Raw genomic sequence first — 25,549 nt, forward strand, 5'->3', positions numbered from 1 at the left:
GCTCCGCTGGTTCGTCGCTTTCGAGAAACGACGAACTGCTTTCAGCGCACCCGGTCAGAGCCGCGAGATCAGATAGCGCAGCGCCGACCGGCTCGGCATGAAGAAATAGCCGCCGCCTTTCGTGGTGACGAACTGCGGCACATCCTTGAGCACCGTGACCTTTTCCCAGGATGGGATCGAGAACCGGCCGCCGCCGCCCCGCGCGCCGATCGTCGGATCGGTCTCGCCGACAAGACCCTGGAACGAGTTCGACGAGACCCAGGTTTGCTGGATGAATTCGTACTGACGCTCGATATCGGCATTGAGGCACATGAACAGGAGGCCCTTCTCGGTCTTCCCGCCCTTGCCCTTCTTCTCATAGGTGCGGCCGACGCGCAGGATGCGGTGGCGCTTGCCGATCCTGATCTGCGTCTCGCGGTCCTCGCCGAGCGAATCGCGTGGGTTGGACCGGCGTATGTGGGAGCCGAGCGGACAGGCATGCCCCTGCGGATCCTCGGCGCCCAGCGCGAAATCATTGTCGATGCCACGGCCCGGGCGTCCGTTCGGATTGCGCACCAGAGAGCTTCCGTCCTGCCAGCGACCGAGCATCTTTGCCGCCACCCAATGCGGTGTGATGGCGGCGTCGCCAGTCTCGTATGCTGCCTGCGTCGCGGCCTTCCTGCAATAATCGTCGAACAGTTCGACATGTTGCTCGAACTGGCGCAGGACGAGGAAGGTGCCGTTGCGGCCGAAATCGCGCGGCGGAGGCGGCTGCCCCGGTATCTGACGGTTGCGCCGCACCTGCGACAGGATGCCGGTTCGGTCCAGCGCCGCGTCCACCGACGGCGAAGCCGGGTAGAAGCCGTGCTCGTCGCGGTAGCCGAACAGGAACTCGCCCGGTGCCAACAAATGCATCGGCGCGGCTCCTTTGGCGGCGCGCGACGTGCCCCGAACGATCGGTTGCGAGATGCCGTCGACGAAGCCGAAATGCTCGACGGCCCGTTTGCCGTCGCGTCGAACCATCAGCGGCAGTTCGGCGACCACGGACATCCCCGCGCCTGTCGTCTGTCGCTTCATGGCCGCAATCTCCGCCTTCAACGCGGCCGGCGTCCCGGCATAGCAGACGATGACGACGTCGGCGGGATTGGCGGGCGATCCCCACTGCCATTTGTCGGGGGCGTCGGCACCGGTGTCGTTGAGGATGCGGCTGCGCTCGGGCGTTCCCATGCCTTGCCGGAAGGCGACAGGAAACGTGTCCAGCGGCTCGTCGTCGGCGCCGCCCTCGAGCCCCAGCCGGCGCAGTCCGTTGGGGCCGAACGCCACGGTCATGGCGCGGCCGGCCGGCACGCCGTCGCCGAAGCTGGTTTTTTCGGTCACGAAGTTGAGCCACGCCTTGCGCTTCGCTGCCGGCAAACCGTCCGGCACCCCGATCGCAAGCATGTGTGCATAGCCGAGCGCGCCGAACGGACCGAAGAAGATGGACTGGATTTCTCCGGACTCCAGTTCTTCGAGCGGCGCGGACGCCGGTCCAGCCAGGCTGGTTGCGTCCGCCGGCCGTGCTTGCGGGCGCGGCAGCGAACCGAACAGGCTCAGCCAGTCGCGCGCCTCGTTGCCGGTGGCCGACGCGATACCGCGCCTGATCCTGGAGTTGATGCGGATGCGCGTGGTGTTGAGATGCGGATAGGCGCTGTACCAAAACAGCGTCGGCACCTGCTGGCGCCGCGCCCAGCGTTTGAAACGATCGCCGTCGCGCGCGCCGTCGAGGAACAGCCAGCGCGTGCGCGGATAGCCTTCGGTGTTGCTCCACACGCCGGTCAGGCCGGCCGAAGCCTTGGCGATGAAATCCTCCAGATAACTTTCCCAGCTGCCGCCGTAATTGGAGAAGAATACCAGTCTGTCGGTGCCGGGCAGCAGCACCCAGCGGGCGAAATGAATGGTGTTAATGGTGGCGAGGAAACCAGGCCTGAACACTTTCTGCGCCGATATCGAGATCAGGTAGAAGGCGAGCCTTAGCGCCAGCCGCCGCAAGATGCCCGGCTTCATCGTCGAGATCGCCGTCAGGTTGTTCTGCGCGCAGTGGTCCTCATTGGCGAGGATCTTTTCCAGCGCGCCGATATCGACCGGCGTGTTCGCCGGCCGGTCCTTGTCTTCGAGCCGCCGCAACGCCAGGAAGCAAAGGCCCACGAACAGAACCAGAATAGCCAGCAGACCGAGTACCGTAAGCAGAAGCGCGGCGCCGGCGATCGCGATGTTGGCGAAGGTGATGCCATGCGGGTTCCCGAACACGAGCACATAAGTCATGCGCCAAAAGGCGAGAACGACGATCGCGACAGTGGCGAACATCGCCGGCGTCAAAAGCGTCGTCGTCAGCGCGCGCGACCAGTGGCCGGGCGGACTTTCCAGCAGGCTTTCGGCGGGCTCGAACGCCCAGCCGAATTGCCCGAGGCAGCGGACATGCCGGCGCGCTTCGGCCAGCACATCCATCGCGTTGCCGGCGCCCACGCGCGGTTTTTCGACGATCTCGCGCACGCTGTCGGCCAGCCGCGCCTCGGCAAGGATGCGGCGTACGGAATGGCCGGGCGTGCCGGAAAAAACCAGCCCCGCGGCGCTGCCGAAGGAGGGCGATATCTTGATTTGGTTCTTCTTCAGGAAGTCCTCCAGCGAGCCGCCATCTGGCAGGCCGCAGACATCCCTGAAGATCGGCCGCAGCCGGTGCCCGATCGATTGCGCAATGGCGGCAATGACGTCGTCGGTGCTGCCGTCGCCGGAGATTTCGAACACCAGCGCGCCGGTCTCGACCCCCGTCTTTTTGTCCCTGCCTGTGGGAGCGACGGCCAAGCTGGTGAAATGTATGGTGGCGACCTTGTCGACTGCGGCGCTGATCTCGCCAATCGCGGGATTGCCGAGGTCGGCGACCTTGTCGCGCACCGCATCGAGCGGCGTGGGGCGGGTGATCGGGCAGACAACCGTCACCATCGACTGCTCGGCGGTGCGGCAAAGCGGCGGGCGCTCGAAATCGACCTTGAGGTTTGCCGGATAGGCGCCGAGATTGACCATCTTGCCGGCCCTGCCCCCCGCGCGCGCGAGCTTCGGTTTGCCGAACAGCGCGCGGATGCATTCGCCGATCTGGATGCGGGCGATCTCGGCGCCGATGCACAGATGGATGCCGTAACCGAAAACCATGTAGTCGCGATGCGGGCGCGACGTATCGAACTCGTTCGGCCGCTGCACGATCTCCGGATCGAACATTGCTGAAAGCGTCGCCGGCATGACCACCGTTCCGGCCTTGACCAGGCGCTCGCGGCGCGTGCCCTTGCCGATGACCGCGTCACGCCTGGTATAGCGCCACGGCCCGATCCAGATCGGCTTGAAGCGCATGGCTTCCATGATCGCCCGGTCGAGCTTGTCGGTGTCGCCGGCCGCGATGGCCTCATCCACAGCCTGCCGCGCATCGGATCGCGACAGGATCACATCCAGGCAATTGCTGCCGGCAAGCACGTTCGTCGGCACAAAGCCCGCGACCATGCCGAGCATGATGGAATGAATGTCGGGCAACGACAGGCGCCCTTGGTCCATCAGCGCGACGAGACGGGCAAGCGGCCGGTCGTCTTTGCCCGCTCTCTCCCTGACCGCGGCGATCGATCGGTTTATGACCTTGATCAGCCGATCGCCTCCGACCACGGCAAGCTGGCGCGTGGTGGGACTTGCCGTCGGATCGGAAAAGAACAGCGCGCTGAGCGCGATCGACCAGTCGGCGAACTCGGTTTCGTCGTCGATCTCGAGGCCGAAATAATCGCGGCAGATGCGAACCGGCACGATCTTCATCAATCCGGCGATGGCATCGAAGCCGGGGCTGGCGCGGGTCATGATATCGTGCGAATGGCGCTCGGCAATCGGCCTGACGGCGGCTTCGACCTCCGCCGGCGGGAACGCGCTCAGCACCGCCGATTTCATCTGCCGGTATGCGGCGCCGTCCTGCATGCCGAGAATGAAATTCGAGCCCCGGGCGAGTTCGGCCATTTCCGGCCCGTAAGGCGTTTCGAACTCGTCGCCCCGCTCCAATATGTCGCGAACATCCGCGCCCTTGGTGACGAGCAGGAAATTGCCGAAGCCGAGATTCGGCCAGAAACGGCGCAGCAGCGCCAGCAGCCAGCGCGGATCGCTGAGAAGAAAACCGGCGATGCGGGAAGCAAAGCCGCTCTTGGAACGCAGCCGGTTGATGTCGAACGGTGGCATTTCGGCGAGCGGACGCTGGCTCTTCTGAGCGGCGCGGACGGCGGCGAAGTACTTCAAAGTGATCATCGCGTTCAAGCCCCCCGGCTATCCACGTCAATGCGATGCCGGCATTGTCTGGCCTAGGTTTGCATCGGTCCGGCGTATGTGAATTCGTTCACAGTCATTTGTTGTCGGCCCCGGCGATCATGCGGCAGACTTGGCCTGATCGAAATTGCCGATCAGGAAATTGTTCTTGGCTGGGTCCACGAATGGTATCCAGCGTATCCTCTGCTCGGAAAAATCGGGGTGCCTGGTCATGAAAATCGCGAGTTCATGCGCCGCCTCGTCGCGCCGACCGCTTCTCATCAGGGCGCCTATCTTCAGGAATCTTGCGTAGAAGTAACCTGGCGACAGGTTGAGCGAGCGCTCGGCGGTGGCGATCGCGGCCTGCCAGTCCTCGACGAAGCAATAGGCCGCGGCCAGTTCCCCCAGATTATGGAAGCGATAGAGGTCGAACGGGCTCAATCGGTCAGTGTCGAGGAAGAAGGGGATCGCGCTGGTCGCATCGCCAAGCAAAAGGTGTGCGCTGCCCATGGCCGAGCGGGCGAAGGCGAAGCTCGGATTGATGTGGATCGCTTCGGCAAGATGCTCGGCCGCCAATGCCGGCTGGCCGCGCATGATGTCGGCTGCGCCGAGATAGGCATGCGGACGCGCATCGAGGCTGTCCATCAGCAGCGCCTTGCGCGCAAGCGTCTCGACTTTCTCCAGATCGTCGCTGTCGCCGAAGCGCAGCCAGGCCCGCCAGAAATACCACCATGCGAGCTCGTTGAGCACGGCGCTCGAATTCGGATCTTCCTGGTAGGCCTTGTCGAAGAAGTCGAGCGCGATTTCGGTATCGCGACGTGTCCGCCTGTTCATGTGCCAGCGGCCGCGCCTGACCAATTGCCAGGTCTCGAGACTTTCCCACGGCACCTGGAACGTACGCGCCTGCTCGGCGCGGTCGACCTCCTTGTCGAGTATGGAAACGATCTCGCTGCCGATCTGGTCGCGCAGGCTGAAGATATCGACGAGATCGCGGTCGAAACGTTGCGACCAGACCAGGCGCCCGTTCGAGGTATCGGTGAGCGACGTATTGAGGCGGATCTGCCTGTTGGAGCGCGCCAACGTGCCGCTGACGATGTAGCGGGCACCCAGCGCGTTGCCGATGAGCCTTGTGCCGAGGCTGTCGTCCCGAAACTGGAAACTCGAGCCCTTGGCGATGACCGAAAGCCAGCGCGTGTTGGAAAGACCGTAGATGATATCCTCGGCGATACCGTCGGCCATGTAGCCGACATCGGGTTCGCTTCCGTTGCCCTGGAACGGCAGCACGGCGATTGCCGGCGGGCCCTTGGCGATCGGCCTGGAATGACCGGGCGTGGCGGGAATGGAAGCGAAGGAAGCCGTCGCGGCAGGGCCGTTGCCGCCGCGACCGGCGATCAGGACCCGCACCGGCAGGGCGATGTTCTTCAGGCTGAACTCGCCGAGATCGGTGAAGACGGCCGCCGTCTTGTCCTTCACGTGATGCCACGTCGTCGCCGAGATGGCGACGCCGTCATGCGGCGCGAATTCCTGAAGCCTGGCCGCGATATTTACGTCGTCGCCGTAGAGACGGCCCTCCCGGACGATGACGTCGCCGGTGTTTATCCCGGCGCGAAAAGGCATGCGCATGTCCTCGGCGACAGCGGCATTCAGCGCCACGATCCGGGCCTGGAAATCGAAGGCTGCCCGCAAGGCTTCGATTGGATTGCCGAATTCGGCCATGATGCTGTCGCCGGCATCGCCGAACGTGCGCCCGCCAAATGCTCCGCAACTGTCGGCGATGATGTCGCGCCTTTCCTCGAAGGCGGCAACAGCCAACTCGTCGTCGATGCCCATAAGCCTCGAGAATCCTACGGCGTCGATTGAAATGATTGTCGCAAGCTGACGGGTATAGTTCCGTTCAGCCATGATTGAGCCCCCAGTCCCGCTGCAGTCCAGAACGGGCGACCTGCGCTCAAAGAAACGCCTCGCCGGCTGCCGACGGAAATCCTCGACAGGCCCGGCGCACTGTTGCCACCCTCTTATGACCAGAATTCTATCAGGGTCTTGCCGAAAGCTCTACCACGAACAGCTAATATGGCGAATTCACCCTCCGGCGCATGGTTAGTGGTCATTACTCAGGAGACACATCCAAAGTGGAACCTTACCAATTGAAGTTCTTACATTTTCTCCGCCAGGCAATATTGACCGGCTCCTGCGGCCGCATCGAGGCATGCGCCGTAAAAGTCGGTTATTGCGGCGCTGCGGAACCAACCTGCCTGCGCGCGAGTTTCTGACGGCACTGACGCCGACGAGATTTGAGGGCTCTCATGCGCACTGTTGTTTCAGCAACCGGTATCGCTTTCCTGCTTATCAGTGGACAAGCCTTTGCGGCGGACGACCAGCCACTGCCGTCGCAAAATGCCAAGAAGCTCTCGGAGATCGTCGCCAAGGTCGAGCACCGCACAGACTTCCGCTATGTGAAGGAGGTCGAATGGGATAGCGACGGCTACACCATCACTTACTACACGACGGACAAGGCCAAGGTCCAAATCACCTACGATCCCGTGACCGGCGAACCCAAATAGGCCGCGTCCGCCTGCGGCCATTCCGCCAGACCTACTAGGGGCAAATGGACCCCTGCCCGATCCCCGGCATCTGCGCGTTGGAGCGTTATCCCGACAAGTGGGAACCGGTTTTCAGAGAAGATCGTCTCCAACAAGAGTTAGATCGGATGGCGATTCAACGAAACGTCATCCTGACCTAGCGCCTGAACGCTCCTGTGCCGCGTTCCGGCGCGATGGACCCCTTGCATCGTCACAGCTTTGGTGGCTGACTGCCCGCCATGATTGCGGGCACGGGGGTGCATGGCAATGATTGGCTACGTCCTGAAGCGCATCCTGATGGTGCTTGTCGGCTATCTGGTCGCGGTGCTTGTCGGGTTGATAGCCGTGGTGGTGATCTACGCGATATTGAGTTCGCTGCCCAATGCTCCGGGTTACTTCGAGCTTATGGCGTTCACGCCGGTCGCCGCGCTGGTGGTGCCGCCGCTCGGCATGTTCATCTACTTTCTGACGATCCTCCTGACGGCTATGCAGACGCTGGTCTTTGCAATGATCGCAGAGTTCTTTTCGCTGCGAAGCTTCTGGCTGCATATGCTGTTCGGCGCCGCTGCCGCGGCAGCCGGTTTCATGCTGATCTGGCCGGACGCCGCCAATGATCCGGAACGCTGGGCGGACATGGGCATCATCGCCGGCGGCGGCCTCGTGGCCGGCCTGATCTATTGGCTGATTGCCGGGCGCAACGCTGGCTTGCGCCGGTCGTTGATCAAAGCAATTCCAGGAAAAGTGTGAAGCGGTCAGGGCTCGGCGGCTTCGCCGTAACCTTCCGTCCGGAATTGCTTGGAGTAAAAAGCGCTCAGCTTGACGGCGTGCGCACCGCTTCGGTCGCGTCGAGCGCCTGCATCAGCTTGGAATCGCGGCCATAGACGTCGTCGAAATACTCGACCTTGCCGGACATGTCCGGCCATGCGGTGAAATAGGCGACATAGACCGGAATGACGCGCGTGACATTCTCGGTCGAATGCCCGTGCTTCAGCTTCTCGGCGATATCGTCGACCGTGGTGCCCAGCACGGCGGCGGCCATGCCGCGCGGATCCTGTAGCCGCACGCAGCCATGGCTGAGCGCGCGCATGTCGCGCTCGAAGAACGACTTCTGCGGCGTGTCGTGCATGTAGATGGCATGCTTGTTGGGGAAGAGGATCTTCAACTCGCCCAGCGCATTGGCCTCGCTCGGCTGCTGACGCACGCTGAACGGAATGTTGGCGCCATAGGCACCCCAATCGACCGCCGCCGACGGGATGCGCTTGCCGCGCGAATCCGTCACCTCATAGCCGGCGCGGTCGAGATAGCCCGGATCGCCGCGCAGTCTTGGCAGCATCTCGTTGACGATGATCGACTGCGGCACGCCCCAATAAGGATGGAAGTCGACCTGCTTGATCTGGTTATAGAAGAAGGCGGTCTGGTTGGTGACCCGGCCGATGACCGCGCGGGTCTTCAGCTTCTCCTCGCCATTGTCGATATAGCTGGCGGTGAAGGCGGGCTGGTTGATGAAGACGCGCGGGCTGCCGAGATCAGACGGCATCCAGCGCAGTTCCTCGAGCGCGACCTTGACCTTCTCGACCTTGTCCGCCTTTGAGGCGCCGGCCAATGAAGCCACCGTGCGCGGGCCGATGACACCGTCGCCCTTCATGCCGGCGCGCTGCTGCACCGCCTTGATCACCGGCACCAGCTCGGGATCGTAGAGCTCGCTCTTGCCGAGCCTCGCGAGCACTTCGCCATAGCTGCCGCCCATCTCGTCATCGAGATTACCGGAAATAAGCGTCAGCAACTTTGGCAATTCCGGGCTGCTTTCGCCGGGTTTGAGCAGGAGCTTGGGATCGACGACGATCTCGTTTTCCTCGCTCGCCTCGAGCGCTTCCAGCTCGACGCGCAGCGCCTGGTATTCGGCATTCTGCGGATGGCGCGATTCGAGATAGGTGCGGACCTCCTGGGTATGCGCCAGCGTCTTCAGCACGCCTTCGAGATCGAGCGGCTTGGCCGGGAAATCGTAATAGCCGGTCATCCGGTTGGGATCGACGCGACCGCTCTGGGCATCATGGGCATAGCGCAGCACGCGCGCCGACAGCGCCATCTCGAAGCGGACCAGTTCCTTGGTCCGCTCTTCCGGTGTGGCGGCGGAATTGGCGGCTGCCGGGACATCAACGGAATAGTCGGCCGGCGTCAGGCCATAACTCGCCGCCTCCCCCAGGACGCGCACTGCATCCTGCGCCCGGCTGTTGGGGGTATTGTCGCTCACCCAGATGAAATCCGGATTGGCCGAATAATAGGCGATCAGCGCCTTGGCGATATTCGGCTCGGCAAACAACTCGTAGTCGCTCAAGCCTGCGACGGCATCACGGAAGCTATTGCTCGTCACCGACGGGACAAAGGCGGCGTCCTGAGGGGTCGCGGCCTGCGGTGCCGGCAGCAGCGATTTGAAATCGACCCGCACAAGCTTGTCGGCCCTGTAGGTGTTATAGGTGGGGCTGCTGATCCTGACGCCGCCACCATCCTCTCCGGCCGGCCGCATCTTGCGCGGCTTTGGCGGCGGCGGAAACTCGCCTTGCGGGCTGTGCCGGATGCCGCCGCCGAACAGCATGTCGAACAGCCCTTGCGCGCTTGCCGACTGCTGCCCGAGGGCAAGAGTCGCCGCGACCGCGATCGGCAGGGCGGCTTTTTTGTTTCCGAGGATTTTCATGCTTCACCCGCACCGGTTGAAACCGGTTCCCGTTCCACGCCGCTGGACGGTCCCGCCCTCCGCAAGGCGGATGTATGACGTGACTGTACCGATTCATACTGATTTCGTTAAGCTTCCATTAATTTTCGCGGCCGTGTTGCAGAACGGTTTCACATCCTTGTGAGACCTAAAACGAGCTGGCCGTTCCAAGTGTTCCGACACCCGGGACAATCAGGCGTGGCGTTGCCGATAGGCGAGAAAGTCACATAGGTACACGGGCAGCGTTTCGAGTGGACTGTCGTCAAGCAGGAATCACCGGCGGATTCGACGGCCGCCCTGTGCGGCACGGCCAAGGCGTGACAAACCACGGTCTTTGTGATCGAAATTCCGGCGGCCTCGAGCCACGGCCTGGAGGATGTGCAGTGAAGAAGGGATATCGCCAGCTTCTCGACGAGGCGAATGCCGAGATCGAGGTCGTGTCGCCTGAGGAGGCAGCGGGGCTGCTGGAGGATGAGGACACGATCTTCGTCGATCTGCGCGACCCGCGCGAGGTCGAACGTGACGGCAAGATCCCCGGCGCCAAGCATGTAACGCGAGGCATGCTGGAATTCTGGATCGATCCCGAAAGCCCGTATCACAAGCCGTTCTTCGCCAGCGGCAAGACCTTCGTCTTCTTCTGCGCCGGAGGCTGGCGCTCGGCGCTTGCCACGAAGACGGCGCAGGACATGGGCCTGACGCCGGTCAAGCATATCCTCGGCGGCTATACCGCCTGGAAAGCAGCGGGCCTGCCCGAAGAGGCGGGGCAGAAAAAGAAGGCGGACTGATAGGCGATTAGTGCAGGGCCGTTTCCCGCTGCCCAGTCACAAAGCCGACCGCGCGCGCGACGACGTCCCTGTCGGTGAGGATACGCCGGTGGCCAAGCCCATCGGCCCAATGCAGGTGGACATGCTCGCCGGCGCCCGCATAACGCTTCGCATGATCGGCATGGACTTCGCGATCGTCCGGCGCGTGGATGATCAGCGTCGGCACCGACGCCTCCGCAAGCTGGCGGTCGCCGGTGAATTCGCTGAGCGGACGCCCCGAAAGGTATCTCACCCTGTCCGCCATGGCGACGCGCGAGCGCGGCCCGACATTCATCATATCGCTGAAGTCGTCGAAGATTGCAGGCAGCGAGCTCGGCGCCGCAATCAGCACCAGCTTTTGCGCCGCAAGCGGCGGCATGCCCTTGACCGATGCGGCAACGGCATTGACGGCAATCGCGCCGCCGAAGGAATGGCCGACGACGGCGGCAAAGGGGCCGAACCATTCGCCGGCGACCCGCGCCGCGTCCACGGCAGTCACCATGTTGAGATGGCGGCCGAGCGAATGGCCATGCCCAGGCAGGTCGAGCGAAACAACCTTGTAGCCGGCGCCGCGAAACCCTTCGATAAGGGCGCGCATATATTCGGTACGCGAGCGCCAACCATGAATGACGAGCACCGTGCCGCGCGACTCCCTGCCCGGCTCCGGCCGGAATTCATGCACTGCGACGCAATCGGTCCTGGTTTTCAGCCTGTGATGGCGCGCCTCGGCCATGAAGGCTGAGGCACGCTCGACGGCTCGGCGTTCGCCGTCGCTCAAGGTCTTGACGTTTGGTGTGCGGCAAAACAATTCGAAGGCGGCGCGGCCGCTAAGACGCGGCGCAACATGCTCGGCCGCGCCGAAAACGCCCCGGATGACCTTCATTCCAAATGATGCCATATTGGCAGTCCATCCATTCGTTCAAGCATGAACATAATAGTTCAAAGATGAACATTAAGCAAGAGCTACCCTGGGACAACCCTCGCTTTCGCAACTGGGTTGCGGTGGCGCGCGCCTGTCATGTGCTGGAGCGCACGCTGGCGGTTAAGCTCGGCCCGCTCGACCTTAAGCCGGCGCAGCTCGACGTGCTGATGAACCTCTACCGCCACCCCGGCATGTCGCAGCACGACCTTGCCCGCAAGCTGCTCGTCGGCCGCTCCAACATCACCATGCTGTTGCCGCAGCTCGAGGCCCGCGGGTTGCTGCGTCGCGAAGGCGACGAGAAGGACAAGCGGGTGCTGCGGCTGAACCTCACCGAGGCGGGCGAGGCTCTGCTGATGAAGGCCCTGAAGGTTCATATGGCGCTGATCGAGAAGGCGATGAGCCAGTCGACGCCGGAGCAGTGCGACATGATCGGCGAGCAAATGCGCAAGATCGCCGACGTGCTGAAGGAAGCCTGAGCGCGGGTTTGATGCGACTACCTCAGGTGTGCTGAGATTTCGGTCAGGCCGAATCGAAAATGGCGGGATTCCGAGAACCGGAGCGGAGCGTACCTAAAGTACGTGAGCACCGGAAGCGCAGGGACCCGCCATTTGCAGGCCGGCCTCACCGAAATATCGGCGCACCTGTCACCACATCGTCTTCTTCGTTCTTTCCGGCCATTCCTCGTCGTACTTCTGGCCGTCGATGTTCTTGCGGCTGGTGATCTCGAGAATCTGGCCGGGTGTCGGCAGCGACTTCGGGTCGATATGCCTGGCCGGGTTCCACAGTTCCGAGCGGACGATAGCGCGGGCGCATTGGAAATAGACCGTATCGACATCGATGACAGTGACCGAGCGGGCCGGCTTGCCGTCGACCGTGAAGGACGCGCAAAGCCCGGCATCGGTCGTGATGTGAGCGCGGCCGTTGACGCGCAGCGTGGTGCCCGAGCCCGGCACCAGAAAGAGCAGGCCGACGCGCGGATCGCGAATGATGTTCTTCAGCGAATCGGCGCGATTGTTGCCGCGCCTGTCGGGCATCATCAGAGTCTTGTCGTCGACAATGCGCACGAAGCCGGCGAGATCGCCGCGCGGGGAGCAGTCGAGGCCCTCGGGCCCGCTCGTCGCCAGCGCCACGAAGGGCGAGGCCTCGATGAAGGCGGCATATTCGGGAATCACATGGTCGAGTTCTTTGACGACCGAAGCCTCGCCCGGCAGGCCGTAGAGGACCTCGAGCTGTTCGACGGATGTGATGCGCGACAGCTTTTTCGCCTCCTGACCTTTTGCCGGCGCTACTCCATGTCCATGACGTCTTGACGACAGCCGACCTTGGATTGCCACGCGCAGGGCTAGCGATCCCGGCTCAGCCCCTTCTCGGCCAACTCGGTAAGATAGGCGTTCCAGCGCTCGTCCTTTTCGTGGCCAAGCGTATGCAGATAGTTCCAGGTGAAGATGCCGGTGTCGTGGAAATCGTCGAAGGTGATGCGCACCGCATAATTGCCGACCGGCTCGATCTTGAGAATCGCTATATTGCGCTTGCCGGGGACCGTCACGCGCTGCTCCGGCGAATGCCCCTGCACTTCCGCCGACGGCGAAGCCACGCGCAAAAACTCCGCCGGCAATTCGAACGGTTGATGGCCCGGGAAGGTCACCGTCAGCAGCTTGCGGTCCTTCGAGACCCTGAGTTCCTTTGGCGCGGTCATGACTGTCCTGTCTGGAGCCGGATGATTTCAGGTCTGTTCGACCTGAAATCTGAATCCGTCTCTAAGTCAAAGAGATAGAGCATGATGTCGTCCGAAAAACCGCTTCACACTTTTCGGCATCATGCTCTGGGTTGCGCCCTTCCCTACGCCGCTTCGCGCGATCCGGAAAGACCGGTGCCAATGCATGTCGCCCGGAAGTGGGCAGCGGTTCTGGGACAAACGACATGCATCCGACCAAGACTTTCAGCCAGCCGACACGCGATGTCGGCCGGGGAATGTTACCAAAGATCAAGACCGTCTATCTTGAATGCGGCATTGGATCGTATCACATAGCTGTATATAACGGTGCCGCTCAGGCCATGGGAAACGTTTGCAAATGGACATGATCGACCCCTTCGGTCGCACCATCAGCTATCTGCGCGTGTCGGTCACCGACCGCTGCGATTTTCGCTGTACCTATTGCATGGCCGAGGACATGACCTTCTTGCCCAAGAAGGATCTGTTGTCGCTCGAGGAGCTTGACCGGCTCTGCACCGTTTTCATCGAAAAGGGCGTTAGGAAGCTGCGGCTGACCGGCGGCGAGCCGCTGGTTCGCAAGAACATCATGCATCTGGTGCGCCAGCTGTCGCGGCATCTGGAGAGCGGCGCCCTGGAAGAGCTGACGCTGACCACCAACGGCTCGCAGCTGTCGCGCTTCGCCGCCGAGCTCGCCGATTGCGGCGTCAAGCGCATCAACGTCTCGCTCGACACGCTCGATGCCGAGAAATTCCACCAGATCACCCGCTGGGGCAATCTCGGCAAGGTGATGGAGGGCATTGATGCCGCGCAGAAGGCCGGGTTGAAGATCAAGCTCAATGCGGTTGCACTGCGGGACTTCAACGATGCCGAAATCCCCGAGCTGATGCGCTGGGCGCATGGCCGTGGCATGGATCTCACCCTCATCGAGACGATGCCGATGGGCGAGATCGAGGCCGACCGCACCGACCAGTATCTGCCGCTGTCGCTGTTGCGCGCCGCGCTGGAGCGACAGTTCACGCTCTCCGATATTCCTTACAAGACCGGCGGCCCTGCCCGCTATGTCCATGTCGCGGAGACCGGCGGCCGCCTCGGCTTCATCACGCCGATGACGCATAATTTCTGCGAAAGCTGCAACCGCGTGCGGCTGACCTGCACCGGCACGCTCTATATGTGCCTTGGCCAGGAGGACGCCGCCGACCTTAGGGCGCCGTTGCGCGCCACCGAAGGCAACGAGCTGCTCGGCGAGGCGATCGACGAAGCCATCGGCCGCAAGCCCAAGGGCCATGATTTCGTCATCGACCGCCGCACCAGCCGCCCATCGGTATCTCGGCATATGAGCGTCACCGGCGGCTGATTTTTTCTGCGATTTGGTGCAGGATCACCTTCGGTCATCGACCAAAGGGGGATCATGCAACGTCCGCAGCGCATCGGTTGGTCGTCGGTAGCGGCGATCTTGTCGCTGTCGACAATCATGTCGGCCGCGATGGCCAAGCCCTTCACCTACGTGAATGCGCGGTTCGGCCAGTCCTGCACTTTTCCCGATGACATCTTCAACAAGCCGATGCCCGAGCCGGAAAATGGCGACGGACAGCAATGGCTTAGCGCCGACGGCGCCAGCCTGACCTGTTCCGGCATCTACAACATCGACAACGACACGCCGCAAGGTTTCGTCGTCCAGGAGAAAGCCAGCACCGAACCGGGTTACAAGATCACCTACAGCAAGACCGGCAAGAACTGGGCGGTGCTCTCCGGCACCAAGGACGGCAACATTTTTTACGAACGGCGCCTGTTCGGAAAGGACGACGTCATTCGCACCGTCTGGATCGAATACCCTGCCGCGCTCAAGGCAAAATACGACCCTTTGGCCGGCTCCATCGCCAAGACCCTGCGCGGCCCTTGAGGTCAGCCTGGCCGCACTGAAAATAAAGCGCTGGCGTCGCCTTCCGGCCGATTTACCGCCGGCCTTTTCCAGCCTAGCCTTCGCGCGCGATTATCGCTCTAGGGGGAGTGCACATGCGCACATTCATGCTTTCACTAGCAATGCTTGGGGTTGCTTCCGTATCGGCCGCGGCTCAGTCGATCGGCGGCACCTACACCGTCGCCGGCACCAATTTCGACGGCTCGAAATATGACGGCGAGGCAACCATCACGCTGACCAGCGACACGACCTGCACCATCCACTGGGAAACCGGCGGCTCGACCTCGGACGGCATCTGCATGCGTAACGACAATGCATTTTCCGCCGGCTACGCGATGGGCAAGGAGATCGGTCTCGTCGTCTACAAGATCGAGAAGGACGGCTCCCTGCACGGGCTGTGGACCATCGCCGGCCAGAACGGCAACGGCACCGAGGTGCTGACGCCGAAGTAAGCCTTCCAAAGCTCGGCAAATCGATCTCACGGGCCACGCAGAAATTCGTGGCCCATTTCTTTGCCGTTGCTGTTTTCCGGCTGCCTGCTAGACGGCTGAATTAAAATAGTCCGGAAACGCCCTTGCCTCTCTCGCCAAATCTGCGCGGCGCGCTGTTCATGATCGTGGCCATGGTCGGCTTCACCTTGAACGACGCGATCACCAAATTCTCATCGGAATCGATGAACATGGCGCAGGTCATGCTGGTGCGCGGCGCCTTCGCGTCCTTGTTCGTCGGCCTGCTCGCCTGGCGGCGCGGCGCGCTTGCCAATCCGGCGGCCATGCTGCAGCCGATGGTGGCGACGCGCGTTGCGGGCGAAGCCGGCGCCACGGTATCGTTTCTGATCGCGCTTGCGCATTTGCCGATCGCCAACGTCTCGGCCGTGCTGCAGGCGCTCCCGCTGGCGGTGACCATGGGCGCGGCGCTGTTCTTCGGCGAAGGCGTCGGCTGGCGGCGCTGGCTTGCCATTGCCATCGGCTTCACCGGCGTGATGATCATCGTGCGGCCGGGCTTCGAGGGCTTCAGCGTCTACTCGCTGCTGGCATTGACCAGCGTCGCCTGCTGCGCGGTGCGCGATCTCGCCACCAAGCGGATCCCCGACGCGATCCCGACCATGCTGGTGTCGACGGCGACCGCGCTTGCCATGACGGTGCTGGGCGCGCTGCTTTTGTCGCCGATGGGCGGCTGGACGCCGATGAGCGGCCGGGCGACCACCCTTCTGGCGCTGGCGGCGGTACTGGTGCTCATCGGCTATCAGTTCATCATCATGGCGATGCGCTCGGGCGACATCTCCTTCATCGCCCCGTTCCGCTACACCGCGCTATTGTGGTCGATCCTGCTCGGCCTCGTCATTTTCGGCGATATCCCCGATGCGCCGATGACCGTCGGCGCCGCCATCATCATCGGCTCGGGCCTCTATGCGCTCTACCGCGAGCGCGTCGTCGGCCGGCAGCAACCTGCCGCCGAAAGCGCTGGACCCGACATGGCACCGGACGGCATATAGGCACGATGGACCGAAGTGTTGCGGGGATCATTCTGGCCGGAGGCCAGTCGCGCCGGATGGGCGGCGGCGACAAGCCGCTCCTTTCATTGGGCAAAGCCAGGCTGATCGACCATGTCGCCACGCGACTGAGGCCGCAGGTCGCCACACTGGGGCTCAACGCGAACGGCGATCCGGCGCGATTTGCCGGCATGGACCTGCCGGTGATCCAAGATACGATGCCGGGCCATGCCGGCCCGCTCGCAGGCATTCTCACCGGCCTTGAATGGGCGGCAACGCAAACAAGCTGCCGGTGGCTGGTGATCGCCGCCGGTGACACGCCGTTCTTTCCCGACAACCTCGTCGGGCGCCTGGTGGCGGCAGCGCTCGATCGGCCCGGCACGATCGCCGTCGCCAGCTCGGACGGCAGATGGCACCCGACCTTCGCGCTCTGGCCGCTCGACCTGCGCGACGCCTTGCGTCACTTCCTGGTCGACGAGGACAACCGACGGGTTTCCGCGTTTATGGAGCGGCACGGCCATGTCGAGGTCGAGTTCCCCATGATCGAGGCTCGCGGCCAAAAGATCGATCCGTTCTTCAACATCAACACACCGGACGACCTTGCGGCGGCGGAGCGTCTGTTGCAAAGCCTCGGGCCATGAGACGCGTATTCGGCATCACCGGCTGGAAGAACTCCGGCAAGACGACCCTGACGGAAAAGCTGGTCACAGAGCTGGTGGCGCGCGGCTGGACGGTGTCGACGGTGAAGCACGCGCACCATGCCTTCGACATCGACAAGCCGGGCGCCGACTCCTTCCGCCACCGCCAGGCGGGCGCGACGGAAGTCGCCATCGTCTCCGGCCGGCGTTGGGCTCTGATGCACGAATTGCGCGAGGAAAACGAGCCGACGCTGGACGACATCCTGGCGCGGCTGTCGCCCGCGGACATCGTTCTGGTCGAAGGCTACAAGCGCGAGGCGCATAAGAAGATCGAGGCAAGGCGGCTTGAAGCCAAGGATCGGACGCCGCTTTCGGCCAACGATCCCAACATTGTCGCGGTCGCCGCCGACTTCACGGTCGAAGGCGAAGACCTGCCGGTTTTCGACCTCGACGACACGAAATCGATAGCCGACTTCATCGAGCGCAGCACAGGTCTCGTGGCTCAGACCAAGTAACGCAGCGGCACGTCCTGATTGTCGTTTGCCGTTGATTTGCAGTTGCTTTTTTCTCGCAAAGAGTGGGAGTATCCGGCCCAGCGGGCGGTCGGGAAACGACCGACCACAAGAGCCGCACGGGACAGCGGCCATGACAATATGAGAGGATTATCATGCGTATTGTACTGCGTATCGCGCTCGCCGCTTCGGCCGCGCTGCTGACACTCGGCGTCGCCCAGGCTCAGGAAAAGACCCTCAGGATCGGCACCGAAGGCGCATACCCGCCCTTCAACAACCTGACCTCGGACGGCCAGCTGGTCGGCTTCGACATCGATATCGCCAAGGCGCTCTGCGACGAGATGAAGGTGAAGTGCACCTTCGTCGCGCAGGATTGGGACGGCATCATCCCCGCGCTTCAGGCCGGCAAGTTCGACGCCATCGTCGCCTCGATGTCGATCACGCCCGAGCGCCAGGAAAAGGTCGACTTCACCCACAAATACTACAACACCCCCTCGGCCATCGCCGTGCCGAAGGATTCACCACTCAAAGGCGTGACCAAGGAAGACCTCGCCGGCAAGACCATCGGCGTCGCCACCACCACCACGCACTACAACTATGCTTCGAAGACCTACACGGACAGCACCATCAAGGGCTATCCGAGCAGCCCGGAGGAGCAGGCAGACCTCGCCAATGGCCGTCTCGACGCCATCGAGGACGACATCGTCGTGCTGCAGCAGTGGCTGGATTCGCCGGACGGCGCCTGCTGCAAGATCCTCGGCCAGCCCTCGCCGCAGCCGGTCGAAATCTTCGGACCGGGCGCCGGCATCGCCGTGCGCAAGGGCGAGACCGATCTGGTCAACAAGCTGAATGAAGCGATCGACACCATCCGAAAGAACGGAAAGTACAAGGAAATCAACGACAAATACTTCAAGTTCGACGTCTATGGCGCCGAGTCCTGATCGATAAGCCAAGGGCGGTGAGGCATCCCTCGCCGCCCTTAAATCCTTCCGGGATCGCCACGGAGACACGACCCGTCAATGCCGGCCCAAAGCATTTGGACACTTCTCAGCTGGGGACCGGAGGGCTGGAGTGACGACATTGCCTCTGGCGTTCTGGTCACCATCGCGCTGGCGCTCGCCACACTGCCGATCGGCCTAGTGATCGGCTTTTTCGTCGCCTTTGCCAAGCAGCATGAAGAGCCGTCGCTCCGCCTTGCCGGCAACATCTACACCACGGTCTTTCGCGGCCTGCCGGAACTGGTGACGCTGTTCCTGTTCTTCTTCGGCATGCCGCTTCTGCTGCAATATCTCGTCCGGCTGTTCAATCCGGACGCAACTATCGACGTCAACAGCTTCGTCGCCGGCATGATCGTGCTGGCGCTGATCTTTTCCTCTTACGCCAGCGAGGTGTTCCTCTCCGCGTTCCGCGCCATTCCGAAAGGCCAATATGAGGGTGGCTACGCCATTGGCCTGTCGAAATGGCAGACAATGCGGCTGGTGATCCTGCCGCAGCTGATACGCATCGCTTTTCCGGGTCTCGAAAATTGTTGGCTGAGCCTGCTCAAGGACACCTCGCTGGTTTCGGTCGTCAATCTCGCGGAGACCCTGCGCCAGTCCGGCGTGGCGGCGCGCGTCACCAAGCATTCCTTCCTCTTTTACAGCGTCGCGGCGCTGATCTTCCTGGCACTGGCCGTCCTGTCGTCGATCGCCACGAGCTATATCCTGCGCTATCTCGGACGGAGGGAAGCGGGATGAGCGTCAGCCAGGCTATCGCCATCGACAAGCCGCCGCCGCCAGCGCGCGGCTGGCCGCGGGTCCGCATCCTCGGCTACGCGTTGGTCGGCATCTGGGTGCTGTTCGGCGCCGGCATCGTCGCCTATCTGGTCTATGCCTGGAACGCCGAATTCTTCGCCAGATATGCTCCCGCCTATCTGCAGGGCCTGGGGACAACCCTATCGCTGGTGAGCATTTCGATGGTCGTTGGCGCGCTCCTGTCGCTGCCGGTCGCCTATGGCCGCATGTCGAAGAACCCGATCTTGTCCGCGCTTGCCTATTGCTACGTCTATTTCTTCCGCGGCACGCCGCTGCTCGTGCAGACCTACCTGGTCTATTACGGCATCGGCTCGTTCCGGCCTGAGCTTGAGACGGTCGGGCTGTGGTGGTTCTTTCGCGAGGCCTTCTATTGCGGCGTCTTTGCCTTCTCGCTCAACACCGCCGCCTATCAGGCCGAGATCCTGCGCGGCGCCATCGAAAGCGTGGCGCGCGGCCAATGGGAAGGTGCGGCCTCGCTCGGACTGCACAGATTGCAGACGCTGCGCAAGGTGATCATGCCCCAGGCGATCATTGTCGCGCTCAGGCCCTATGGCAACGAGCTCATCCTGATGATCAAGGCCTCCGCGATCGTCGCCATCATCACCGTCTACGACCTGATGGGCAACGCCAAGCTCGCTTATGCGAAATCCTTCGACATCCAGGCCTATATCTGGGTGGCGATCGTCTATCTGGTGATGGTCGAGATCCTGCGCCACGGCGTCGAATGGATCGAGCGCCGCATCACCGTCCATCTGCATCGATAGATTGCGGCCCGGCCGCCTGCACCAGTCGATGCAGCGCTGCGTGCCTTGACGAATTTTTCGCATGGCCTAGACCTTCCGCCACTGGAAACTGTGTTTTGTTGGAAGGCAGGCTTATGGCATCGGTTGCATTTCTCGGTCTTGGCGTCATGGGCTATCCGATGGCCGGGCACCTCAGGAACAAGGGTGGCCATGACGTCACCGTCTACAACCGCACCAAGGCAAGGGCCGAGCGGTGGGTGGCCGAGCATGGCGGCAAACTGGCGTTGACGCCGGCCGAGGCAGCCGAAGGCAAGGAATTCGTCTTCTCCTGCGTCGGCAACGACGATGATCTGCGCTCCGTCACGACCGGTGCGAACGGCGCCTTCGCCGCGATGAAGAAGGGCGCGGTCTTCATCGACAACACCACCGCGTCTGCCGAGGTCGCGCGCGAGCTTGACGACGCCGCGCGCAAGGCGGGCTTCTCCTTCCTCGACGCGCCGGTGTCAGGCGGCCAGGCCGGCGCCGAGAACGGCGTGCTGACCGTCATGGTCGGCGGCGATGAGGCGGCCTTCGACAAGGCCAGGCCCGTCATCGACGCCTACGCCCGCATGGTCGGCCTGATGGGATCGGCTGGCGCAGGCCAGTTGACCAAGATGATCAACCAGATCGCCATCGCCGGCCTCGTCCAGGGCCTGGCCGAAGGCATCCATTTCGGCAAGAAGGCCGGCCTCGACATCGAGAAGGTCATCGAGGTGATCTCCAAGGGTGCTGCCGGCTCCTGGCAGATGGAAAACCGCCACAAGACAATGAATGCCGGCAAATACGATTTCGGCTTCGCTGTCGACTGGATGCGCAAGGATCTGGGCATCTGCCTGGCGGAGGCCAATCGCAACGGCGCCAAGCTGCCGGTGACGGCATTGGTCGACCAGTTCTACAAGGATGTGCAGGACATGGGCGGCAAGCGCTGGGACACGTCCTCGCTGCTGGCGCGCCTGGAAAGATAGGCGAGAATGCCCCTGCCCGATCCGAGCTGGAGCGCCGACGACATCGTCGCTCATTTGCGTTCGGTCGGCACCGAGGACAATCGGGCGGGCATGGCGCGCTTCGGCATCAACACCGCCAGCGCGCTCGGCGTCGGCAATTCACAATTGCGGCTGCTGGCGCGCAAGCTGAAGAGGAACCACGAGCGGTCGCTGCAGCTCTGGAACAGCGGCATCCGCGAAGCGCGGCTGATGGCCGCCTTCACCGGCGAGCCGAAGAAGGTCGATATCGATCAATGCCGGCGCTGGGCCGCGGATTTCGACAGCTGGGAGATCGTCGACACCGTTGCGGACCTCTTTGCCGAAACACCGTTCTGGCGCGAATTGATCGACGAGTTCGCTGGAGACGAACGCGAATTCGTTCGCCGCACCGCCTTTGCCATGTTGGCCTGGAGCGCGGTGCATCTCAAGAAAGAGCCGGACGCGACCTTCCTGGCCTATCTGCCGCTGATCGAGAAGCATGCCAGCGATCCGCGCAATTTCGTCCGCAAGGCGGTCAATTGGGCGCTGCGGCAAATCGGCAAACGGTCGATGAACCTGCACGCCCCTGCCCTTGCGCTGGCGGAAAGATTAGCGGCATCGCCGGACAAGACGGCGCGCTGGATCGGCAAGGATGCAGTGAAGGAACTGACGGATGCCAGACAGCTCGAAAGGCTCGCAGCCGCAAAAGCATGACCTTGCCGGGATTCGGTTCGTCGGGGTGACGCCAGAGACACTTGCCGACTTCGAAAACCTGTTCGAGCAGCCCGGCGCACCGAAATATTGCTGGTGCATGGCCTGGCGCCATTCCACCCGCGAACACATTCAGAACGATGAGAAGAAGCGCATGATGATGGCGCTTATCGACAAAGGCACCCCGGTCGGCATCATCGCCGAGATGGACGGCAGGCCGGTCGGCTGGTGCTCGGTCGCGCCACGCGAGACCTACCGGAAACTTTCAAAGCAGCAGGACGACACCGAAACCGGCATCTGGTCGATCGTCTGCTTCTATGTGCCCATGGCCCTGCGCGGCGGCGGGCTGGCCTCCGCTTTGCTTGACGCTGCGATCGACCATGCCTTCAGCAAAGGCGCACATACAATCGAGGCCTATCCCGTCGACGAGGCCGCCCCGAGCTATCGCTTCATGGGTTTTCGCGACATGTTTACTACGAGGGGCTTCCATGAGACCGGCACCGCCGGTACGCGACGGCATGTGATGCGGCTGGGTCGGTGAGCCCGGATCGGTCACGACGCTTTTACTCGATTCAGCAAATGGACTGGCGGAGGATGGAGCGATCATGAGCAAGCGTTTCAAGTCATGCGCGGCGCTGGCGGCTGCGCTCCTCCTCCCAGCCACTGGAGCCGATGCCGCGGCTGATGTCGCGCATATTGTCTGGAAGGATCTGCGCCCCGCGACGCAAGCGATAGCCGAAGACGCGAACCTGCCGATGATCGCGGCAAAACTGCCTGACCATGGCGAGACCTTGTCGCTCAATCTGCAGGACAAGACGATACAATTAGCCGGATATGCATTGCCGGTCGATCGTGACGGCGACCTCGTCTACCAGTTCTTGCTGGTGCCGTGGACGGGCGCCTGCAGCCACATGCCGACGCCGCCGCCCAATCAGATCGTGCTGGTGACGCCGGCGCATCCCTACAAGATGAAAGAGGCCTACGAGCCGGTCGCAGTCACCGGCGTGCTGAAGCCCGGCATGGAGAAAAGCCAGTTGTTCATCCTCGACGGCGTCTCGATGGTCCAGTCGGGCTACACGGTGCGAAAGGCCGAGGTGGCGAGCGTCGACAGCGTGCCGGACACGGTCACCCTGCCGGTCAACTCGCCGTGGAATTTTCTGAACAAAAAGAAGAATTAGGGTCGATCGGCGCAACCAGCGTCACGCCGCGTTCGCGCCCGATTCCTTGTCCAGCACCATGTAATCGAGCGGAATTTCCGTCGTGTACTTGATCTGCTCCATGGCGAAGGACGACGAGACGTCACGGATCTCGATCTTGGCAATCAGCCGCTTGTAGAAGGCATCGTAAGCGGCGATGTCGGGCACCACCACGCGCAGCAAGTAATCGACGTCGCCGCTCATGCGGTAGAACTCGACCACTTCCGGGAATTCCTGGATGACCTCGGAGAAGCGCCGCAGCCATTCATGGCTGTGCGAATTGGTGCGGATCGACACGAAGACGGTAACGCGCACATTGACCTTCTCATGATCGAGGATGGCGACGCGACGCTTGATGACGCCTTCCTCCTCGAGCTTCTGGATGCGCCGCCAGCATGGCGTCGTCGACAAGCCGACTTTCTTGGCGACATCGGCGACCGCGAGCGTCGCGTCCTCCTGCAAGAGGCGGAGAATTTTTCTATCGAGGCGATCCATGGGAGGCTCCAGGGGAATAGTTTGGCTATAATCCCTTTTACCGGAGCCTTTCACAAGAAAGAAATTCTGCCGATGGCGGTAAATGCGAGTGATTTCTTGCAGAATGGCTAATCAATACGATAGCGGATTTCCGACCTGAGAAAGGGCAGCAAATCCATTTCAAACCAGGGATTCTTCTTCAGCCAGCCGGTGTTTCGCCAGGACGGATGCGGCAGCGGCAGCACTTTCGGCATGGCCGGTCCATCCCATATGGCGCGCCAGTTCCTGACCGTCTCGGTCAGCGACGGCAGCCGTGCCGTGCCCATATGCCATGCCTGCGCATAGCCGCCGATGGTCAGCACCAGGTCGATCTGCGGCATCAGCGCCATCAGGTCCGAGCGCCAGGCCGGCGCGCATTCGCGACGCGGCGGCAGGTCGCTGCCCTTGGCGTCCTGTCCAGGAAAACAAAAGCCCATCGGCACGATAGCGAATTTTTCAGCGTCGTAGAACTCATCGCTGCTGACACCGAGCCAGTTTCGCAGCCGGTCTCCCGAGGCATCGGTGAAGGGCATGCCCGACGCATGCACTTTTGTCCCCGGCGCCTGGCCGGCAAGCAGGACCCGCGCTGTGGAGGACGGCTGCAGCACCGGCCGCGGCGCATGCGGCAAAGGCCGGCCAAGCGGCTGGTCGACGCAGATGCGGCAGGCCCGCACCCTTTCGGTGAGGCGCTGCAGCGCTTGTCTCGTATCGGGCAGATTATCCAATTTCTGTCGCTCAGGCTGCCGCGCTTGGCCGGCTTGCAAGTGCCGCATACCAGCGCAGCACGTTCGTGCATTCTTCCGGCACTTTGATACGCGCTGGTTTCATGAAGTCGATGGCGATCATGCCGGTGATATCGGCGACCGAATAGGCATCGCCGGCGGCGAATTCGCGATCCGCCAATTCGTCGTCGAGCAGGTGCAGGAATTCGATCACCTTCGGTTTGTTGGCCTCGCCCCATTCCGGAACTTGCGGCACTTCCCATTCCTTCATCGCCGGATGGATGTGCCGGAAAGCGGCGGCGACGCTGCTCATCAGGTTCAATTCCAAGCGTCTTTGCCACATCTCGACCTTTGCCTTGCCGAGCGCACCCGTGCCGAACAAAGCGGGCGTGGGGTGCAATTCCTCGAAATAGCGGCAAATGGCGATCGATTCGGTGATGATGGTGCCGTCGTCGAGCTCGAGCACCGGCAGGCGCCGCAGCGGATTGCGCTTAGCCACCTGCTCGCCGCGATGCTCCAGCGCGCCCATGTCGACGGGCACCAGCGGCACCGTCAGCCCCTTCTCGGCAAGGAAAACACGCACGCGCCGGGGATTGGGCGCCCGGCCGCCGTCGAACAGCTTCATTCCATCCTCCAGCTTCTCCACCGGATCATAGGTGCGGGTCCGCCCATCACCAGAAGCGAACAAATTCGCGCAACGCATCGCCGAACGAGGCCAGCACGCCGTGCTTTCGCTCTACCGGCGCACCCGTGATGGCTGTCGCGCCAGTCCTGCGGCTCCGCGAAGGTGCCTGCCCAGATGCCGGCCTTGGCCGCTCTCGCCACTGCTTCCTCGGTCTCGAAGTCGCCGAACGCAACCGCCCATCCGGCCTGCACCTGGGCCTGGTTTAGGTCGGTATCACCTGCCTTGCAATCGCCGAGCAGGCGGCCGTAGCGATCGCGCCGCCAGCCGCTGCAGAGAACAGGCCTGCCGGCGATCAGGCGCACCAGCGACTGCCGCGCCAGCTTGCCGCAGGGATAGTCGGCGCCGGCCTTTTGGCAGGTCTGCTGATACTCCGGAGCGTCGATGCCGCGCATGCGGATGCGCTCGGCCCCGAGCGTGATCGAATCGCCGTCATTGACGATCGCCATGCCTTGCTCCTGGCGCCTCTCGAAGCGGTCGAGGCGTGCCGCCACCAGGATGAGCAAACCAAGCAGAAGAATGGCAAGTCCGTAGTCCAGCAGCTTGCGCCAGTGGCTCCGCGGCGGACTCGCCACATAGCGTCGGCGCGGTCCTCGCGGCCCGAAACGGCTCATATGGCAAA

Annotated in this window: 27 protein-coding genes; 17 read left to right on the top strand and 10 right to left on the bottom strand. The window is 62.7% G+C overall.

The features are described 5' to 3' along the window. Nucleotides 1–54: 54 nt before the first annotated feature. Together LB515_RS00895 and LB515_RS00900 are read right to left on the bottom strand one after the other, a co-directional pair. Nucleotides 55–4,281, bottom strand: a complete 4,227-nt coding sequence (locus LB515_RS00895; protein WP_224706469.1) for a cytochrome P450 — start codon at nucleotides 4,279–4,281, stop codon at nucleotides 55–57. A gap of 117 nt (nucleotides 4,282–4,398) precedes the next feature. Then, entirely contained in the window at nucleotides 4,399–6,180 is a 1,782-nt protein-coding gene (locus LB515_RS00900) for an adenylate/guanylate cyclase domain-containing protein (RefSeq protein ID WP_224547696.1), read from the bottom strand. Nucleotides 6,181–6,581: 401 nt separating this feature from the next. Between LB515_RS00900 and LB515_RS00905 the strand changes: the two genes are divergently transcribed. Together LB515_RS00905 and LB515_RS00910 are read left to right on the top strand one after the other, a co-directional pair. Continuing rightward, complete coding sequence (locus LB515_RS00905; protein ID WP_224532248.1) at nucleotides 6,582–6,839, top strand: PepSY domain-containing protein; 258 nt, start codon at nucleotides 6,582–6,584, stop codon at nucleotides 6,837–6,839. 285 nt (nucleotides 6,840–7,124) lie between these two features. Beyond that, the gene (locus LB515_RS00910) at nucleotides 7,125–7,604 is read left to right on the top strand and encodes a hypothetical protein (RefSeq protein WP_411909013.1); all 480 of its coding nucleotides are present in this window, start codon (nucleotides 7,125–7,127) and stop codon (nucleotides 7,602–7,604) included. A gap of 64 nt (nucleotides 7,605–7,668) precedes the next feature. Here LB515_RS00910 and LB515_RS00915 read toward each other — a convergent pair whose 3' ends face one another. Next, a complete protein-coding gene (locus LB515_RS00915; RefSeq protein WP_224634338.1) occupies nucleotides 7,669–9,549 on the bottom strand; it encodes a murein L,D-transpeptidase in 1,881 nt (626 codons plus the stop codon). Between the two features lie 401 nt (nucleotides 9,550–9,950). Between LB515_RS00915 and LB515_RS00920 the strand changes: the two genes are divergently transcribed. Further along, nucleotides 9,951–10,352: a rhodanese-like domain-containing protein gene (locus LB515_RS00920; RefSeq protein ID WP_224634337.1), complete on the top strand. Its 402-nt coding sequence runs from the start codon at nucleotides 9,951–9,953 to the stop codon at nucleotides 10,350–10,352. Between the two features lie 7 nt (nucleotides 10,353–10,359). On the opposite strand, the gene LB515_RS00925 is transcribed toward LB515_RS00920, so the two are convergent. Beyond that, on the bottom strand, nucleotides 10,360–11,268 hold the full coding sequence (locus LB515_RS00925) for an alpha/beta hydrolase (protein ID WP_224634336.1): 909 nt from the start codon (nucleotides 11,266–11,268) through the stop codon (nucleotides 10,360–10,362). Nucleotides 11,269–11,315: 47 nt separating this feature from the next. Between LB515_RS00925 and LB515_RS00930 the strand changes: the two genes are divergently transcribed. Continuing rightward, nucleotides 11,316–11,768: a MarR family winged helix-turn-helix transcriptional regulator gene (locus tag LB515_RS00930; RefSeq protein WP_095765406.1), complete on the top strand. Its 453-nt coding sequence runs from the start codon at nucleotides 11,316–11,318 to the stop codon at nucleotides 11,766–11,768. 168 nt (nucleotides 11,769–11,936) lie between these two features. Here LB515_RS00930 and LB515_RS00935 read toward each other — a convergent pair whose 3' ends face one another. Both LB515_RS00935 and LB515_RS00940 read right to left on the bottom strand, forming a co-directional pair. After that, nucleotides 11,937–12,548 (bottom strand): pyridoxamine 5'-phosphate oxidase family protein, encoded by a 612-nt coding sequence (locus LB515_RS00935; protein ID WP_224634335.1) that lies wholly within the window; start codon nucleotides 12,546–12,548, stop codon nucleotides 11,937–11,939. An 86-nt stretch (nucleotides 12,549–12,634) separates the two neighbouring features. Beyond that, nucleotides 12,635–12,988 carry a gamma-butyrobetaine hydroxylase-like domain-containing protein gene (locus tag LB515_RS00940; protein WP_224634334.1) on the bottom strand — a complete coding sequence of 118 codons (354 nt, stop codon included), beginning with the start codon at nucleotides 12,986–12,988 and terminating at the stop codon, nucleotides 12,635–12,637. A gap of 376 nt (nucleotides 12,989–13,364) precedes the next feature. Between LB515_RS00940 and moaA the strand changes: the two genes are divergently transcribed. The 13 genes from moaA to LB515_RS01005 all read left to right on the top strand — a co-directional run bounded on the left by moaA (nucleotide 13,365) and on the right by LB515_RS01005 (nucleotide 22,992). Next, nucleotides 13,365–14,360 carry a GTP 3',8-cyclase MoaA gene (gene moaA / locus LB515_RS00945; RefSeq protein ID WP_224634333.1) on the top strand — a complete coding sequence of 332 codons (996 nt, stop codon included), beginning with the start codon at nucleotides 13,365–13,367 and terminating at the stop codon, nucleotides 14,358–14,360. A 54-nt stretch (nucleotides 14,361–14,414) separates the two neighbouring features. Continuing rightward, a complete protein-coding gene (locus LB515_RS00950) occupies nucleotides 14,415–14,906 on the top strand; it encodes a hypothetical protein (protein ID WP_224634332.1) in 492 nt (163 codons plus the stop codon). Between the two features lie 113 nt (nucleotides 14,907–15,019). Further along, entirely contained in the window at nucleotides 15,020–15,376 is a 357-nt protein-coding gene (locus tag LB515_RS00955; RefSeq protein ID WP_140628062.1) for a hypothetical protein, read from the top strand. A 122-nt stretch (nucleotides 15,377–15,498) separates the two neighbouring features. After that, the gene (locus LB515_RS00960; RefSeq protein ID WP_224706470.1) at nucleotides 15,499–16,419 is read left to right on the top strand and encodes a DMT family transporter; all 921 of its coding nucleotides are present in this window, start codon (nucleotides 15,499–15,501) and stop codon (nucleotides 16,417–16,419) included. Nucleotides 16,420–16,424: 5 nt separating this feature from the next. After that, nucleotides 16,425–17,057, top strand: a complete 633-nt coding sequence (gene mobA / locus LB515_RS00965; protein ID WP_224706471.1) for a molybdenum cofactor guanylyltransferase MobA — start codon at nucleotides 16,425–16,427, stop codon at nucleotides 17,055–17,057. Continuing rightward, nucleotides 17,054–17,569 (top strand): molybdopterin-guanine dinucleotide biosynthesis protein B, encoded by a 516-nt coding sequence (mobB, locus tag LB515_RS00970; protein ID WP_224706472.1) that lies wholly within the window; start codon nucleotides 17,054–17,056, stop codon nucleotides 17,567–17,569. Before mobA ends, mobB begins: the two co-directional genes overlap by 4 nt. Before the next feature lie 152 nt (nucleotides 17,570–17,721). After that, a complete protein-coding gene (locus tag LB515_RS00975) occupies nucleotides 17,722–18,507 on the top strand; it encodes an ABC transporter substrate-binding protein (RefSeq protein WP_224706473.1) in 786 nt (261 codons plus the stop codon). A 78-nt stretch (nucleotides 18,508–18,585) separates the two neighbouring features. Then, a complete protein-coding gene (locus LB515_RS00980) occupies nucleotides 18,586–19,302 on the top strand; it encodes an ABC transporter permease (protein WP_224706474.1) in 717 nt (238 codons plus the stop codon). Beyond that, nucleotides 19,299–20,123, top strand: a complete 825-nt coding sequence (locus LB515_RS00985; protein WP_140843290.1) for an ABC transporter permease — start codon at nucleotides 19,299–19,301, stop codon at nucleotides 20,121–20,123. Before LB515_RS00980 ends, LB515_RS00985 begins: the two co-directional genes overlap by 4 nt. Before the next feature lie 113 nt (nucleotides 20,124–20,236). Beyond that, nucleotides 20,237–21,106 (top strand): NAD(P)-dependent oxidoreductase, encoded by an 870-nt coding sequence (locus LB515_RS00990; RefSeq protein WP_224706475.1) that lies wholly within the window; start codon nucleotides 20,237–20,239, stop codon nucleotides 21,104–21,106. A gap of 6 nt (nucleotides 21,107–21,112) precedes the next feature. Continuing rightward, entirely contained in the window at nucleotides 21,113–21,817 is a 705-nt protein-coding gene (locus LB515_RS00995) for a DNA alkylation repair protein (protein WP_224706476.1), read from the top strand. After that, complete coding sequence (locus LB515_RS01000) at nucleotides 21,777–22,355, top strand: GNAT family N-acetyltransferase (RefSeq protein ID WP_224706477.1); 579 nt, start codon at nucleotides 21,777–21,779, stop codon at nucleotides 22,353–22,355. Before LB515_RS00995 ends, LB515_RS01000 begins: the two co-directional genes overlap by 41 nt. A 64-nt stretch (nucleotides 22,356–22,419) precedes the next feature. Further along, on the top strand, nucleotides 22,420–22,992 hold the full coding sequence (locus LB515_RS01005; protein ID WP_224706478.1) for a DUF3299 domain-containing protein: 573 nt from the start codon (nucleotides 22,420–22,422) through the stop codon (nucleotides 22,990–22,992). A 21-nt stretch (nucleotides 22,993–23,013) separates the two neighbouring features. Here the strand turns inward: LB515_RS01005 and LB515_RS01010 are convergent, their stop codons facing one another. The 4 genes from LB515_RS01010 to LB515_RS01025 all read right to left on the bottom strand — a co-directional run bounded on the left by LB515_RS01010 (nucleotide 23,014) and on the right by LB515_RS01025 (nucleotide 25,502). Beyond that, nucleotides 23,014–23,505 (bottom strand): Lrp/AsnC family transcriptional regulator, encoded by a 492-nt coding sequence (locus tag LB515_RS01010; protein WP_006205209.1) that lies wholly within the window; start codon nucleotides 23,503–23,505, stop codon nucleotides 23,014–23,016. Between the two features lie 107 nt (nucleotides 23,506–23,612). After that, entirely contained in the window at nucleotides 23,613–24,248 is a 636-nt protein-coding gene (locus tag LB515_RS01015) for a uracil-DNA glycosylase family protein (RefSeq protein ID WP_224547763.1), read from the bottom strand. A 10-nt stretch (nucleotides 24,249–24,258) separates the two neighbouring features. Beyond that, a complete protein-coding gene (locus LB515_RS01020; protein ID WP_224706479.1) occupies nucleotides 24,259–24,870 on the bottom strand; it encodes a glutathione S-transferase in 612 nt (203 codons plus the stop codon). Then, nucleotides 24,867–25,502, bottom strand: coding sequence for a thermonuclease family protein (locus tag LB515_RS01025; protein WP_224706480.1), 636 nt, complete (start codon nucleotides 25,500–25,502; stop codon nucleotides 24,867–24,869). The genes LB515_RS01020 and LB515_RS01025 overlap by 4 nt, the downstream gene beginning before the upstream one ends. Nucleotides 25,503–25,549 lie beyond the last annotated feature (47 nt).

Source organism: Mesorhizobium sp. CA15 (assembly GCF_020165215.1).
Taxonomy (GTDB): Bacteria; Pseudomonadota; Alphaproteobacteria; order Rhizobiales; family Rhizobiaceae; genus Mesorhizobium.

Bases quoted from the DNA above. Each gene is read 5' to 3' on its own strand.
- LB515_RS00895 (WP_224706469.1), bottom strand. From the start codon at position 4,281: ATGATCACTTTGAAGTACTTCGCCGCCGTCCGCGCCGCTCAGAAGAGC.
- LB515_RS00900 (WP_224547696.1), bottom strand. From the start codon at position 6,180: ATGGCTGAACGGAACTATACCCGTCAGCTTGCGACAATCATTTCAATC.
- LB515_RS00905 (WP_224532248.1), top strand. From the start codon at position 6,582: ATGCGCACTGTTGTTTCAGCAACCGGTATCGCTTTCCTGCTTATCAGT.
- LB515_RS00910 (WP_411909013.1), top strand. From the start codon at position 7,125: ATGATTGGCTACGTCCTGAAGCGCATCCTGATGGTGCTTGTCGGCTAT.
- LB515_RS00915 (WP_224634338.1), bottom strand. From the start codon at position 9,549: ATGAAAATCCTCGGAAACAAAAAAGCCGCCCTGCCGATCGCGGTCGCG.
- LB515_RS00925 (WP_224634336.1), bottom strand. From the start codon at position 11,268: ATGGCATCATTTGGAATGAAGGTCATCCGGGGCGTTTTCGGCGCGGCC.
- LB515_RS00930 (WP_095765406.1), top strand. From the start codon at position 11,316: ATGAACATTAAGCAAGAGCTACCCTGGGACAACCCTCGCTTTCGCAAC.
- LB515_RS00940 (WP_224634334.1), bottom strand. From the start codon at position 12,988: ATGACCGCGCCAAAGGAACTCAGGGTCTCGAAGGACCGCAAGCTGCTG.
- moaA (WP_224634333.1), top strand. From the start codon at position 13,365: ATGGACATGATCGACCCCTTCGGTCGCACCATCAGCTATCTGCGCGTG.
- LB515_RS00950 (WP_224634332.1), top strand. From the start codon at position 14,415: ATGCAACGTCCGCAGCGCATCGGTTGGTCGTCGGTAGCGGCGATCTTG.
- LB515_RS00955 (WP_140628062.1), top strand. From the start codon at position 15,020: ATGCGCACATTCATGCTTTCACTAGCAATGCTTGGGGTTGCTTCCGTA.
- mobA (WP_224706471.1), top strand. From the start codon at position 16,425: ATGGACCGAAGTGTTGCGGGGATCATTCTGGCCGGAGGCCAGTCGCGC.
- mobB (WP_224706472.1), top strand. From the start codon at position 17,054: ATGAGACGCGTATTCGGCATCACCGGCTGGAAGAACTCCGGCAAGACG.
- LB515_RS00975 (WP_224706473.1), top strand. From the start codon at position 17,722: ATGCGTATTGTACTGCGTATCGCGCTCGCCGCTTCGGCCGCGCTGCTG.
- LB515_RS00980 (WP_224706474.1), top strand. From the start codon at position 18,586: ATGCCGGCCCAAAGCATTTGGACACTTCTCAGCTGGGGACCGGAGGGC.
- LB515_RS00985 (WP_140843290.1), top strand. From the start codon at position 19,299: ATGAGCGTCAGCCAGGCTATCGCCATCGACAAGCCGCCGCCGCCAGCG.
- LB515_RS00990 (WP_224706475.1), top strand. From the start codon at position 20,237: ATGGCATCGGTTGCATTTCTCGGTCTTGGCGTCATGGGCTATCCGATG.
- LB515_RS00995 (WP_224706476.1), top strand. From the start codon at position 21,113: ATGCCCCTGCCCGATCCGAGCTGGAGCGCCGACGACATCGTCGCTCAT.
- LB515_RS01000 (WP_224706477.1), top strand. From the start codon at position 21,777: ATGCCAGACAGCTCGAAAGGCTCGCAGCCGCAAAAGCATGACCTTGCC.
- LB515_RS01005 (WP_224706478.1), top strand. From the start codon at position 22,420: ATGAGCAAGCGTTTCAAGTCATGCGCGGCGCTGGCGGCTGCGCTCCTC.
- LB515_RS01010 (WP_006205209.1), bottom strand. From the start codon at position 23,505: ATGGATCGCCTCGATAGAAAAATTCTCCGCCTCTTGCAGGAGGACGCG.
- LB515_RS01020 (WP_224706479.1), bottom strand. From the start codon at position 24,870: ATGAAGCTGTTCGACGGCGGCCGGGCGCCCAATCCCCGGCGCGTGCGT.